10 protein-coding genes, 1 tRNA gene and 1 pseudogene are annotated in these 13,121 nt (G+C 71.8%); 5 read left to right on the top strand and 7 right to left on the bottom strand.

All coding sequences use genetic code 11. The features are described 5' to 3' along the window. Window positions 1-8: 8 nt before the first annotated feature. Window positions 9-1,058: a DUF2804 domain-containing protein gene (locus ACFVQ0_RS27175; RefSeq protein ID WP_390091813.1), complete on the top strand. Its 1,050-nt coding sequence runs from the start codon at window positions 9-11 to the stop codon at window positions 1,056-1,058. 72 nt (window positions 1,059-1,130) lie between these two features. On the opposite strand, the gene ACFVQ0_RS27170 is transcribed toward ACFVQ0_RS27175, so the two are convergent. From ACFVQ0_RS27170 to ACFVQ0_RS27140, 7 genes and pseudogenes are all read right to left on the bottom strand, one after another. After that, a complete protein-coding gene (locus tag ACFVQ0_RS27170) occupies window positions 1,131-1,823 on the bottom strand; it encodes a hypothetical protein (protein WP_390091812.1) in 693 nt (230 codons plus the stop codon). Beyond that, the gene (locus ACFVQ0_RS27165; RefSeq protein WP_158072267.1) at window positions 1,820-2,242 is read right to left on the bottom strand and encodes a thioesterase family protein; all 423 of its coding nucleotides are present in this window, start codon (window positions 2,240-2,242) and stop codon (window positions 1,820-1,822) included. Before ACFVQ0_RS27165 ends, ACFVQ0_RS27170 begins: the two co-directional genes overlap by 4 nt. 5 nt (window positions 2,243-2,247) lie before the next feature. Continuing rightward, window positions 2,248-3,912, bottom strand: a complete 1,665-nt coding sequence (gene ettA, locus ACFVQ0_RS27160; protein ID WP_390091811.1) for an energy-dependent translational throttle protein EttA — start codon at window positions 3,910-3,912, stop codon at window positions 2,248-2,250. A gap of 217 nt (window positions 3,913-4,129) precedes the next feature. Further along, window positions 4,130-5,584, bottom strand: a complete 1,455-nt coding sequence (locus ACFVQ0_RS27155; RefSeq protein ID WP_390091810.1) for an LAETG motif-containing sortase-dependent surface protein — start codon at window positions 5,582-5,584, stop codon at window positions 4,130-4,132. 492 nt (window positions 5,585-6,076) lie between these two features. Continuing rightward, window positions 6,077-6,484, bottom strand: a pseudogene (locus ACFVQ0_RS27150) (single-stranded DNA-binding protein); the annotation flags it as partial. Between the two features lie 103 nt (window positions 6,485-6,587). After that, window positions 6,588-8,699, bottom strand: a complete 2,112-nt coding sequence (locus tag ACFVQ0_RS27145; RefSeq protein WP_390091809.1) for a GTPase — start codon at window positions 8,697-8,699, stop codon at window positions 6,588-6,590. Continuing rightward, window positions 8,687-10,339, bottom strand: a complete 1,653-nt coding sequence (locus tag ACFVQ0_RS27140; RefSeq protein WP_390091863.1) for a dynamin family protein — start codon at window positions 10,337-10,339, stop codon at window positions 8,687-8,689. Before ACFVQ0_RS27140 ends, ACFVQ0_RS27145 begins: the two co-directional genes overlap by 13 nt. Window positions 10,340-10,655: 316 nt before the next feature. Here ACFVQ0_RS27140 and ACFVQ0_RS27135 point away from each other — a divergent pair. The 4 genes from ACFVQ0_RS27135 (at window position 10,656) to ACFVQ0_RS27120 (ending at window position 13,046) form a co-directional block, all read left to right on the top strand. After that, window positions 10,656-10,728 (top strand) — tRNA-Arg (locus tag ACFVQ0_RS27135). A gap of 191 nt (window positions 10,729-10,919) precedes the next feature. Next, entirely contained in the window at window positions 10,920-11,375 is a 456-nt protein-coding gene (locus tag ACFVQ0_RS27130; RefSeq protein ID WP_390091808.1) for a MarR family winged helix-turn-helix transcriptional regulator, read from the top strand. Continuing rightward, window positions 11,372-12,232, top strand: a complete 861-nt coding sequence (locus ACFVQ0_RS27125) for an ABC transporter ATP-binding protein (RefSeq protein WP_390091807.1) — start codon at window positions 11,372-11,374, stop codon at window positions 12,230-12,232. Before ACFVQ0_RS27130 ends, ACFVQ0_RS27125 begins: the two co-directional genes overlap by 4 nt. Then, complete coding sequence (locus ACFVQ0_RS27120) at window positions 12,192-13,046, top strand: ABC transporter permease (RefSeq protein WP_390091806.1); 855 nt, start codon at window positions 12,192-12,194, stop codon at window positions 13,044-13,046. The genes ACFVQ0_RS27125 and ACFVQ0_RS27120 overlap by 41 nt, the downstream gene beginning before the upstream one ends. The last annotated feature ends 75 nt before the right edge of the window (window positions 13,047-13,121 follow it).

The following is a 13,121-nucleotide window of genomic DNA, read 5'->3' as shown; positions in this document are numbered from 1 at the left end:
CTCCGCGCATGGCGACGCACGAGCACGAGATCACCGAGCCCGTCGATCTCTGCCGGCCCGACGGCCGTCTCGATCCGGCGGCGGTCGGCTGGTCCAGGGTGCCGCTGCACCGCGCCAATCTGCGTGGCTGGGGCCGGACGAAGCGCTGGGAGTACTGGTGCGTGACGACGCCCACCCATCTGGTGGCGCTGACCGTCAGTGACCTCGACTTCCTCGCCCTGAACACGGTCTACCTGCTCGAATACGCCCCGGGCGGGCTGGAGTCGGAGCGCACCGCGATCGTCCCCGGCGGCTTCGGCACCGGGCTCCCCGACACCGTGGCCGGGACCCCCGCCTCACAGGACGTGGTGGTCGGACCCGCTCGGCCGTCCGGCGGCAAGGTGCGGATCGAGATCCGCGACGAGAGCGCCGGGACCCGGCTGAGGGCCCGGTGTCTGACCTCGGACCGGGTGCCGCTTGAGGTGGACCTGCTGGTCGCCCGGCCACCGGGGCACGAATCGCTCTCCGTCGTGGTGCCGTGGAGCGACCGGCGCTTCCAGTACACCTCCAAGCACACCGCGCTCCCCGCGTCCGGCCGGGTCAGGGTCGGCACGGAGTTCCTGGAGTTCGACGGGGACGACACCTGGGCCGTCCTGGACCACGGCCGGGGCCGCTGGCCGCGCACGGTCGACTGGAACTGGGGCGCCGCCTCCGGACGCACCGGCGGGCACACGGTGGGCCTCCAGTTCGGCGGACGCTGGACGGCGGGCACGGGCTCCACCGAGAACGGGCTCTGCGTGGACGGCCGGCTCACCAAGATCGGCGAGGAGCTGGACTGGCGGTGGTCGACGGCCGACCTGCTCGCGCCCTGGACCATCCGTACGCCCTCGTCCGGCCAGGTCGACCTGACGTTCACGCCGTTCCACAACCGGTCGGCGCACACGGAGGCGGGTCTGATCGCCAACCGCACCGACCAGTGCTTCGGCCACTACGACGGCCGCGTCCGCACCGACGACGGCGAAGAGATCGTGGTGGAACGGCTGCTGGGCTGGGCCGAGGACGTCCACATGCGCTGGTGACCTGACTGCCGATCGCTCCTGGTCAGGAACAGGACGGACAGACCCTGCCGGACAGCCGCTGCCGGACTGGCTTTAGCCGCCGACCGAGACGCCGAGCGGGCCCAGCCCGGCACCGGCCCGGCGCAGGGCGATCGCGCCGAACGGGGTGCGCAGCCGCAGCCACGCCCCCGCCGTGAGCAGGGCGACGGGGAAGTCGGGCGCGGACCGGAGGAACCCGAGGGCCTGTGCCGCGTGCACGGCGCGCAGCGGGAGCTCCGTGCCGCCGACGGTCCGGGACCAGATGTCGCGTCCGATGAGATCCCGCTCCGCCCGCGTACGCCGGTCCTCCGGCAGTGCCTCGTCGCGCGCCCGGAACTCCTTCACGGCGGCGTTCAGTGCCGTGCCCAGGGCGACGGGGCCGGGCAGTGCCGGGTGGCGGCACTCCTGCCAGCCGCCGCGCGGGGGCAGCACGCCCGTCCAGGGCGGTCCGGTCACCGGCTGGGGCAGCGCCCCGGCGCCGGCGTCCGGTCCCTCGACGTCCAGGGATTCGAGGAGTTCGCCGGCCGACACCGTGACGTCGAAGTCATGGGTGTCCGCGAGGCGTACCGCACGGATCGCCAGGACCTCGAACGACGGCGGCCGGCCGAACACGGCGAGTGCCCCGCCGCCCGCCTGGAGGCGTACGGCGGCGGCCCGGTCGTAGTGGAGCAGCCGGCCGAGGAAGGCCGCGAGATCCGCGGCCTCCCTCGCGTCGGCGAACAGCAGCGACTGCACGGGCACGGTCATGCCGCGGCGGGCTCCTCTGCCAGGTACTTCTGGAGGAAGAGCTTCTCCTCCGCGGAGATCCGCCGAGGGCGCTCCTCCGCCAGGTCGTAGGGGACGACGATGGTCGACGCCCGTACGTAGACCTGCTCCGGGTCCTTGATCTCGTAGGCGATCGTCAGCGACGCGGCGCCGATCTTCGTGACCCAGGACTCGACGGTGACCGGCGTGTGCCGGTGGACCAGCGGCCGGACGTAGTCGATCTCGTGCCGGGCCACGACGGAGCCGCCCGCGAACGACGGCGAGCCGTCGCCCGGCGCCAGCCGGAACATGAAGTCGATGCGCGCCTCCTCCAGGTAGCGGAGGAAGACCACGTTGTTGACGTGGCCGAAGGCATCCATGTCCGACCAGCGCAGCGGGCAGCTGTAGATGTGACGTGCCAAGTCGATCAGCCTCGCGTGAGCTTCTTGTACGTGGCGCGGTGCGGACGGGCCGCGTCCGCACCGAGGCGCTCGACCTTGTTCTTCTCGTACGACTCGAAGTTGCCCTCGAACCAGTACCACTTGGAGTCGCCCTCGTACGCCAGGATGTGCGTGGCGACGCGGTCCAGGAACCAGCGGTCGTGGGAGATGACCACGGCCGCACCCGGGAACTCCAGGAGTGCGTTCTCCAGCGAGGAGAGGGTCTCGACGTCGAGGTCGTTGGTGGGCTCGTCGAGGAGCAGCAGGTTGCCGCCCTCCTTGAGCGTCAGCGCCAGGTTGAGGCGGTTGCGCTCACCACCGGAGAGGACACCGGCCGGCTTCTGCTGGTCCGGGCCCTTGAAGCCGAACGCGGAGACGTAGGCCCGCGAGGGCATCTCGACCTGGCCGACGTTGATGTAGTCCAGCTCGTCGGAGACGACGGCCCAGAGGGTCTTCTTCGGGTCGATGTTGGCGCGGGACTGGTCGACGTAGGAGATCTTGACCGTGTCGCCGACCTTGATGGCGCCGGAGTCCGGCGTCTCCAGGCCCTGGATCATCTTGAACAGCGTGGTCTTGCCCGCGCCGTTCGGACCGATGATGCCGACGATGCCGTTGCGCGGCAGCGTGAACGACAGGTCGTCGATGAGGACCTTGTCACCGAAGGCCTTCGAGAGGTTCTCGACCTCGACGACGATGGAACCGAGCCGCGGGCCCGGCGGGATCTGGATCTCCTCGAAGTCCAGCTTCCGCATCTTGTCCGCCTCGGCCGCCATCTCCTCGTACCGGGCGAGACGTGCCTTGGACTTGGTCTGCCGGCCCTTGGCGTTGGAGCGGACCCACTCCAGCTCTTCCTTGAGCCGCTTCTGACGCTTCTCGTCCTTGCGGCCCTCGACCTTGAGGCGGGTGGCCTTCTTCTCCAGGTACGTGGAGTAGTTGCCCTCGTAGGGGATGGCGCGGCCGCGGTCGAGTTCGAGGATCCACTCGGCGACGTTGTTCAGGAAGTACCGGTCGTGGGTCACGGCCACCACGGCGCCCGCGTACTTCGAGAGGTGCTGCTCCAGCCAGTTCACCGACTCGGCGTCCAGGTGGTTGGTGGGCTCGTCGAGCAGCAGCAGGTCCGGCGCCTCGATGAGCAGCTTGCAGAGCGCCACGCGGCGCTTCTCGCCACCGGAGAGGTTGACGACCGGCCAGTCGCCGGGCGGGCAGCCCAGGGCGTCCATGGCCTGCTCCAGCTGAGCGTCCAGGTCCCACGCGTTGGCGTGGTCCAGGTCCTCCTGGAGCTTGCCCATCTCGTCCATGAGTGCGTCGGTGTAGTCAGTCGCCATTTCCTCGGCGACCTCGTTGAACCGCTTCAGCTTGCCCATGATCTCGGCGGCGCCGTCCTGGACGTTCTCCAGCACGGACTTCGACTCGTCGAGGTGGGGCTCCTGCATGAGGATGCCGACGCTGAACCCGGGCGACAGGAAGGCGTCACCGTTGGACGGCTGCTCCAGGCCCGCCATGATCTTCAGCACCGTGGACTTACCGGCACCGTTGGGACCCACCACACCGATCTTCGCGCCGGGCAGGAAGCTCAGCGTGACGTCGTCAAGGATGACCTTGTCGCCGTGCGCCTTGCGTGTCTTGCGCATCGTGTAGATGTACTCAGCCAAGAGAAACCGTCCGGCAATCGATGAGTGGGCAGATACACCCATCTTGCCTGACGTCCGGGCCCGGATGGAAACCAGTACTGCCCGCGGTACCCGCCTTCCCGCTCCCCGGTCGGGTCCGGCCCGGACCCGACCCGGGCCCCGGGTACGCGACAGCCCCGGTACGCGGTCGCGTACCGGGGCTGCCATCAGCACATCGTCACCGTGTGCCTACGGTTCATCACTGGCCGGAGGTCTGGCCCTTGCGCCGACGGAGGAAGAAGACCGCGCCGCCGCCGATGACGACGAGGGCGATCGCGATCCCCGCGATGACCGGGGTGGCGTTGGAGCTTCCGGTCTCGGCGAGGTCACCCTCCGCGCCCGTGGAGCTGCCGCCCGCGGTGGCGGTGGTCGTGCTCGGCTGGTCAGCGGTCTGGGTGTCGAGGCCGCCGGTGGTGGTGGCGGGGCTGCTGGTCTTGCAGTCCAGCACGCCACTGAACGTCTTCGTGAACCCGCCGGGACCGGTGATCGTGAAGTCGTACGCCTGGTCCTCCGCGACCGGCACGGTCACCGTCGCGGACTTGCCCGCCGCGACGGTGTGCTCCGCCCCGGCCAGCTCGAAGGTGAACGGCTCGTCACCCTTGTTGCTCGCGGTGACGTCGACCCCGCCCTTGGCGCAGTTCTTCTTGGCGGAGAGCGCGGGCATCGCGCCCTTCTTGGCCCAGGTCGCCGTGGCGCTCGCGGAGACCGTGGACTCGCTGGAGCCGGCCAGGATCTGGGTCTGGCTCTTGGTCACACCGGCGAAGGCCCGGCCGACCGGTACCGAGGTGGTGGCCTGGACGGTCAGCGCCGCGGAGCCGTCGGCGGCGGCGGTCGGAACGTCGAAGTAGAGCTCGGTGCCGTTGGCCGCCGTGGTGACGTCCTTGCCCTTCTTGTCGGTGACCTTGATGCCGCTGGCGGAGTCGGCGGGCGGGGCCACCGAGACCTGACCGGCGTTGGTGCGGACGGTGACCGGGCCCAGCCGCTCACCGGACCGGCCGGACACGGCGGCGTTGTCCAGGGAGAGGGACGCCTTGGGCTCCGCCGTGTCGGTGGCCGACTTCTGCAGCCAGTCGGCGAGCTTCTCCGCCTGGCTATCGGACGCGTCGACGTCGGCGTTGTCCGAGAAGCGCCAGATGGCCACCTGGGTGCCCGCGGCGGCGGTCTTCTCGGTGAGCGGCCCGGTGCCCGCCGCCTCCGCGAGTGCCGAGAGGTCGTCGACCTGCGGGTAGGAGTGCTCAAGGATCCAGCGGATCCGGCCGGCGTTCTTGTTGCCGCCCAGCGAGGTCTGGTCCCAGGGGGTCTCCAGGTACTTCGCCTGGTCCTGGGTGGGGTTGTGGATGTCGATGCAGTACGTCTTGAGCTTGCCGCCGCCGTCGACGGTCATCTCGAAGAGCCCGGCCGGCAGCTGCTGGTCCTTGCCGTCCGCGTGCAGCACCGCGACGTCGTACGTCTTCAACCCGTCCAGTACCGCGCTCGCGCCGCCCTGGTGCTGCGGCGCCTCGTCGGCGGCCGCACCACCCGCACCGGCGAGGGTGCCGGCGATGACCAGACCGGATGCCACCACCGACGCCGCCAGGCGGGATATGCCCCGGATCCGTCGGGAATTGACCGTCGCCCTGGATGACGAAACGGTCGCTGAAGAAGCAAAAAACACAGAATTCCCCTCCGGGCGAGACCCTCGCGCCTGGTGCGCGTGTGGGGAATGTCCCGCCTGCCGACTCAAGTGCCCTGTGAGTACTGGGGAATCCTAAGTACGAAGCGAAGCACAGTCCCCCGTCATACCTTCGGATAACCATTCCGACTCAGAATCGTTATCCCCGGTATCGCCTCAGCGCGCGGCGGTTGGTGCGGCCGGTCAGGGCGCGGACACGAGCTCGGGCCCGCTCTTCCGGCGAACCACCCGCCGCCTGGCAGCTGGACGTTCCCCCCGGTCCGGCGGACCGCCCCGCCCTCCCTGCGGATCCTCCTGACCCAACTGGCCCAACTGGTCCGCCTCGCCCTCCTGGTCCATCCGACCCTCCTGGCCCACCTGATCCACCTGATCCAGCTGGCCCAGTTGATCCGGCAGCTCAGGCAGCTCAGGCTGGTCTGACCGCTGTTGCTCCGGCCGGTCCCGCCCGGACACCTCGCGCACCGCCCACCGGTCCGGCTCGGCCGCAACCGCACCGCCGGTGCGCGAGACCAGCCCCGGGTCCGCCCTGACCACCCGTCGGAACGCCGACGTGCCCCTGGTCAGATCGTGGCCCACCGCCGTCGCCTCGATGTCCACGAACGTCCGTCGCTGCCCCTCCCGTTCCTCCTCACGCACCTTCAGCCTGCCGTGCACCACCAGAGGTTCCCCGACGGAAACGGAACCCGTCAGATTGGACGCCAGGGTGCGCCATGCCCACACGGTGTAGAAGCTGGTGTGTCCGTCCGCCCAGAGCTGTTTCTCCCGGTCCCACCGCCGCGGCGTCACCGCGAACCGGAATCGCGCCATTCCGCCGCTCCGGGTCTCCCGGAACTCCACACCGGTGGCCGCATTGCCCACCAGCGTCACCAGGGTCTCGTTCATGACTCCGCCTCCCCCTCGCACTGGATTCAGTGACCCGCGCCCTTGCGGCCGGTCACTGATCCCATGCTGAGGGGGAGGCGGAATTCCTGCCGGCGCCTGTGGACTAACGGCCCGTTGTGGAAAACTCCGTCACCGCCACGAACCGTTCCCGCACCTCGCGGTAGCGCACCAGTTCCGCCGACACCGGATCGAGCACCCGGGCCCGCCCGCAGGCGGCCGCCGCCTCGCGCAGCCTGCGTTCGGCCTCCTGGCCGTACCGTCGTGCGGGCCCCCGGGCCGCCGCCGCGCACGACCACTCCACCAGCGGGCCGCCGATGATCCCCGCCAGCATCACCAGAGCGGGCGTCAGCAGCCCCGGTTCGAGCACGCCGATGATCTGGCCGATCAGCCACAGGCCGCCGAAGATCTGCAGCAGCGTCATCGCCACCTGGGCCAGTACGGCCGCGGGCCACCAGGCCGGGCGCGGAGGCCTGTTGCCGGCCCGCCCCCGGTGCGTACCGGCTCGCGCGCCGGGTTCCGCCGGCTCACCGGCGTCGTTCTCCGCGCCCCGCACCGGCGCCGCGCCGGCGCGCTCTGCCAGTTCGTCGAGCGCCTCCGGCAGCCCCTGCGCCCCGTGCACCGCGGCCTCGCGCACCGCTTGCGCCCACGGTCCCGGCAGCCCGTCGACGGCTTCGTCCGCGACCGTGCGTACCGCCTGTTCGACCCGCTGACGTGCGGTGAGCTGCTCCTCCGGCGGGGCGGTGAGTGCCGTCCGGTCGAGCAGCCGAGGGTGCCGGGTGGACTCGTACCAGCGCCACAGGCGCAGCCACGGTGTCCCGCACGCCCGGCCCGCGTTCCGGCGCCATTCGCGCTCCGCCGCCTGACCGGCCGCGGCGGCGCCGACGGCCTCCGCGAGCCGGCCGGCGAACTCCTCCCGTGCCCGCTCCCCCAGCCCGGTCCGCCCCTCGGCCACGTACACCGGGCGGAGCCTGGCGGCGGCGGCGTCCACATCGGCGGAGAGCCGGCGCGTCGCGGCCGTGCGCTCCTGGACGAACCGGCCGAGGAGTTCGCGCAGTTCGCCCACCCCGTCGCCGGTGAGCGCGGACAGGGAGAGCACGGTGGCGCCCGGTTCGCCGTGCTCGCCGAGGGCCATGCCGTCCTCGTCGAGCAGTCGGCGCAGATCGTCCAGGACCTGGTCGGCCGCGTCGCCGGGCAGCCGGTCGATCTGGTTGAGGACGACGAAGGTGACCTCCGCGTGCCCGGCGAGCGGGCGCAGATAGCGCTCGTGCAGTGCGGCGTCCGCGTACTTCTCCGGGTCCACGACCCAGACGACCGCGTCGACCAGCGCCAGCACCCGGTCCACCTGTTCGCGGTGTCCGGCCGCCGCCGAGTCGTGGTCCGGCAGGTCGACCAGGACGAGCCCCTGGAGCGTCTCGTCGGCCCCCGCGCCACCTGGCTGCGGCCGCCGCCTGAGCCGTCCCGGGATCGCCAGCCGGTCCAGCAGCCCCGCGGCGCCGTCCGTCCACGAGCAGGCGATGGGCGAGGCGGTGGTCGGCCTGCGTAGCCCGGACTCGGAGATCTGCGCGCCCGCCAGGGAGTTGAAGAGCGTCGACTTGCCGCTGCCGCTCGCTCCGGCGATCGCGACGACGGTGTGCCGGGAGGAGAGCCGCTGGCGCGCGGCGGCCTCGTCGAGCACTCGGCCCGCCTCCGCGAGGTCGGTCCGGTCGAGCCGGGCCCTGGAGAGCCCGACGAGCTCACGCAGTGCGTCCAGTCGGGGGCCGAGCGGGCTGCCGGAGGGGACGTACGCCTCGACCTGGGGCCGGGCGTCGTCCTCCGGTGCGGCCGCCGGTGCCTCCCGGGGCACGGCCCCGGCGGCGGCGCGGCGCGCGATGAGACCGTCGTCCCAGCCACCCCCCGTCCCGCCCAGGTCCTTCCCCCGGCCCTTCTCCCGGGCCGGTGCGCCGCTCTGCCCGCCGGCCTGTGCGCCGTCCTGCGCCGGGGCCTTCGCCCGGTCCCCGTCGGGAGCGGAACCCCCGTCCGGGCCGCGTCCAGGCTCGGACCGCGACTCGGACCGCGACTCGGACCCTGACTCGGTACGCGGCTCGGACCGTGGGTCGGACCGTGAGTCGGACCGTGGGTCGGACTGCGACTCGGAACGCGCCTCGGGCTGCGGCTCGGACCGCGGTCCTTGTCCCCGGCCCGGACCCTCGTCAGTGACGGCAGTCATCGCTGCCACCTCTCCTTCTGCAGTACGGACAGCGCGGCGATCAGTTCTGCTTGCGGCTCGGGGGCCACGTCGAGTGCGTCCAGCGGGGCGAGACGACGGTCGCGTTCGCCCCCGAGGACCTGGTCGAGATAGCTGGTGAGCAGTGCCCCGCCCTTGTCACGCAGCCTCAGGGCGCCCTGCGCGCCGATGCGTTCGGCCAGCTTTTCGCCGGCGGTACGGGCCCGCCGGCCGCCGAGCAGGGCGGCGGCCAGCAGGGCGGCGACGGTCTCCGCGTCGGGCGCCGCGTTGCGTTCCATGAGCCGCACCTCTTCCTCGGCCAGCTCCTCCAGGACCCTGCGCCAGCGCCGTACGGTCATGGCGATCCGGCCCCGGATGTCCTCCGCGGGCCCCCATCCGCCCTCTTCCCGGCCCACCTCCTCGAAGCCGAGGACCGCGGCCGCGGGCTCCTGCCGCCAGGTCGTCCGGATCTGTTCGTCGGCGGCCGCCACCGCGCACTCCAGGAGTGCGGCGAGGCTCTCCACCAGGGCTTCGAGGACTTCCTCCGTTGTGCTGTACAGCGGGTATCCGCGCCACCGGGTGCGGGCGTCCCCGGCGAGCGCCCCGCCGTTCTGCAGCCGCCGGCGTACTCGTGCGCCCTCCTTCCGGTACGCGTCCTCCACCACGCCGGTCAGCCGTACGGCGGCCGCGTACTGGGCCGCGACGGCCCCGGCGAGGGCGGGCAGCCGGACATCGAGCGAGTCGATGACCCCGGCCGCCGTACGCCCGACCGCCTGCTGACGGGCCGCCGGATCCTGCGCGCGGTGGCTGAGCCAGGCGCGCAGCGGGGCGACCGCCGTGGTGGGCAGCAGTCCGCTGCCGCCGCCCGCCGACTCGGGCAGTTCGGGGATGGTGAAGCGGGGGACCTCGCCGAGACCGGCCTTGGTGAGGAGCGCCCCGTACTGCCGCGACACCTCGGCGATCACCTGGTGCGGCACCCGGTCCAGGACGGTGACGAGCGAGGCGTCGTACTCCTTGGCGGTGCGCAGCAGGTGCCAGGGCACGGCGTCGGCGTACCGGGCCGCGGTGGTCACCATCACCCAGATGTCCGCCGCGCAGACGAGTTCGGCGGCCAGCACCCGGTTGCGCACGACGAGCGAGTCGATGTCGGGGGCGTCCAGCAGGGCGAGCCCGCGCGGCAGCCCGGCGGCGGTCTCGACGCGGAGCGCGGTCCCTTCCTCCGCCGCCTTCCCGCCGGCTCCGTCGAGGTGGTCGCACTGGCCGGGGTTGGCGGACTCCTCGGGCGACAGCCAGACCCGGGTCAGCTGCGGGAGCACCCGGATGTCGGCGAACCAGTGATGATCATCCGGATGGCAGACCAGCACCGGGGTACGCGTGGTCGGCCGCAGCACCCCGGCCTCGCTGACCCGGCGCCCCACCAGGGAGTTGACGAGCGTCGACTTGCCCGCGCCGGTGGACCCTCCGATGACCGCGAGCAGGGGTGCCTCCGGGTCCTTGAGGCGTGGCAGCAGGTAGTCGTCGAGCTGGGCGAGCAGCTCGATCCTGGTCTGCCTGGCGCGTGGAGCGCCCGGCAGCGGGAGTGGAAGACGCACGGCAGCGACACGGTCGCGCAGGGCGGAGAGTGCGTCGATGAGCTGAGGCCGTACGTCCAAGGTCACCACATGCGAAGAATGCCCAATTTTGGCGCCTTTTTGAAGCGTATAGCCCCCTCTGCGCGGCGGTTCCTCCTCAGGACAGAGGGGACGAGTGGGGCGCAGGCATAACGAGTGCACAACGCCCGGGGCGTGAGGCGCCAAAAGCTATGCATGAATCGCACCTACCTGCGATTATCGTTTCGCTTCACCGAACCTCCACATCGTGCCACGCAGGTGAAGCAACCGGGTCCAGGCGTTCGGAGCCCTATCCTTGTCCCGGCAGGTCGCGGACCGCCCGGGTCCCAGGGCTCCAGGTCACCGAGTCCACCACCCGGCCCCCGTAGCTCAGTGGATAGAGCAGGCGCCTTCTAAGCGCTTGGCCGCAGGTTCGAGTCCTGCCGGGGGCGCAGTTCGGCCCAGCCGATGCGGGGCCCTCCCACGGGAGGGCCTTTTTGCCGGCCGGAGGGACGCTAGCGAGCCCGGCGTAGTGACGGCGTAAATGACAGCGGGGTCGCGGGCCATGACAGCGGGGCCACGGGCGATGACAGCGGGGGCGCAGGCGCTGACATTAGTTCGTATGCAGAGCTAAAATGGAGCGGTGAAGGCGAGTGAACTCTCCGACGAGCTCGCCGGACTCCTGCCCCGTATCCAGCGGCTCGCCCGGCGCAGGCTGTGGAGCGGCTCTTCCGCTCCCCGGATGCGCGGGGCGCACGCCGAGCTGTTGCGGCTGGTGGTCACCGAGCCCGGCGTGCGCGTCTCGGCGGCCGCGCGGAGCCTCTCCCTGGCGGCCAACTCGGTGAGCACGCTGGTGAACCACCTGGCCGCGGAGGGGCTGCTGCGGCGGGAGAAGGACCCCGGGGACGGGCGCGCGGCGCTGCTGTACCCCACGCCCGCCGGGGTGGAGAGGCTGCATGAGTGGCACGCCCGCCGTGCCGCGCTCTTCCGCCGGCACCTGGCGGGGCTCGACGCCGAGGACCGCGCGGCGCTCGCCGCCGCCCTCCCGGCCCTGCACAGACTCGCCGCTTCCATGCGTGAGGGGGATGAGACCGAGTGACCACAGAAGCCGTACCCGCCGTCCGGTGCACCGGCCTGACCTACAGTTTCGGCGGCTCGAAGGCCGTCGACGGGCTGGACCTGCTGGTCCGGCCCGGGGAGGTGTTCGGGCTCCTCGGGCCGAACGGCGCGGGCAAGACCACCACCATGCGCGCCATCACCACCCTGCTGCCCGTCCCGGCCGGGACCGTCGAGGTGTTCGGCCATGACGCCGCACGGGAACGGATGGCGGTACGACGGCTGCTCGGCTACGTACCGCAGCAGTTGTCGGCCGACGCCGGGCTCACCGGGCTGGAGAACGTCCAGCTCTTCGCCCGGGTCTACGACGTGCCCCGCCGCGAGCGCGCGGCCCGGGTCGCCCAGGCGCTGGACGCCGTCGGGCTCGGCGAGGTCGCGGGGCGGCTCGCCGCCACGTACTCCGGCGGCATGGTGCGCCGCCTCGAACTGGCCCAGGCCCTGGTCAGCGCCCCCCGCCTGCTGATCCTGGACGAGCCGACGATCGGCCTGGACCCGATCGCCCGGGACAGCGTCTGGGACCGGATCAACGAGATCCGGACCGGCACCGGGATGACCGTGCTGGTGACCACCCACTCCATGGACGAGGCCGACCGCCGCTGCGACCGGCTCGCCCTGATGCACCTCGGCAGGCTCCGCGCGCTCGGCACCCCCGTCGAGCTGAAGGGCGAACTGGTCGCCCACCGCCGGGAATCCGGCGAACCCGCCACCCCGCCGCCGTCCCTGGAGGACGTCTTCCGGTACCACTCCGGAAGCGGACTGGACGACCCCGGGTCCGAGGCGGAGAAGGGAGCGTTCAACGATGTCCGCCGAACCCGCCGCACCGCGACCCGGCGCGGCTGAGCCCGATCCGCGCTTCGCCCTGCTGCTCACCCCGCCCCCGCCGCGCACCGGCTGGCGGGTCGTACCGGCGCGGGTCGGCGCGATGTGCGCTGTCGAACTGCAGAAGCTGCTGCACGACCGGACGGAGATCTACACCCGTGCCGTCCAGCCCGCGCTGTGGCTGCTGATCTTCGGTACGACGTTCTCCCGCATCCACGCCATCCCCACCGGTGGCGTCCCCTATCTCGACTTCCTCGCGCCCGGGATCATCGCCCAGTCGGCCATGTTCATCGCGATCTTCTACGGCATCATGATCATCTGGGAGCGCGACTCCGGGGTCCTCACCAAACTCATGGTCACACCGACCCCCCGGTCGGCCCTCGTGACCGGCAAGGCGTTCGCCGCCGGGGTGAAGGCCGTCATCCAGGCCGTCGTCGTCATCGTGATCGCCGCCCTGCTCGGCGTCGGCATGAGCTGGAACCCGCTGCACCTGCTCGGTGTGGCCGTGGTCGTCGTGCTCGCCTCCGCGTTCTTCTCGTGCCTGTCGATGACGATCGCCGGGATCGTGCTCACCCGTGACCGGCTGATGGGCATCGGCCAGGCCATCACGATGCCGCTGTTCTTCGCCTCCAACGCGCTCTACCCGGTCGCCCTGATGCCCGGCTGGCTCCAGGCGGTCAGCAAGGTGAACCCGCTGAGCTACCAGGTAGACGCCCTGCGCGGCCTGCTCATCGGCACGCCGTCCCATCTCGGCCTGGACTTCGGGGTGCTGGCCTTCGCCGCCGCCGTCGGCATCGTGGCCGCCGGATCCCTGCTCGGCCGGCTCGCCCGCTGACGCCACCGGGCGAAGGCTGTCGGTGCACCGGGGCGTGACCGGTTGGGCGGCGCCGCGCGTGGGCGCGATCCGGGT

This window comes from Streptomyces sp. NPDC057900 (assembly GCF_042887885.1).
Lineage (GTDB): Bacteria > Actinomycetota > Actinomycetes > Streptomycetales > Streptomycetaceae > Streptomyces.
Note: the sequence above shows the minus strand (reverse complement) of the source record. Positions and strands in the feature narration are given on the sequence as shown.

Excerpts from the sequence above, each read along its gene's own strand:
- ACFVQ0_RS27175 (WP_390091813.1), top strand. The coding sequence starts at position 9 with ATGGCGACGCACGAGCACGAGATCACCGAGCCCGTCGATCTCTGCCGG.
- ACFVQ0_RS27170 (WP_390091812.1), bottom strand. The coding sequence starts at position 1,823 with ATGACCGTGCCCGTGCAGTCGCTGCTGTTCGCCGACGCGAGGGAGGCC.
- ACFVQ0_RS27120 (WP_390091806.1), top strand. The coding sequence starts at position 12,192 with ATGTCCGCCGAACCCGCCGCACCGCGACCCGGCGCGGCTGAGCCCGAT.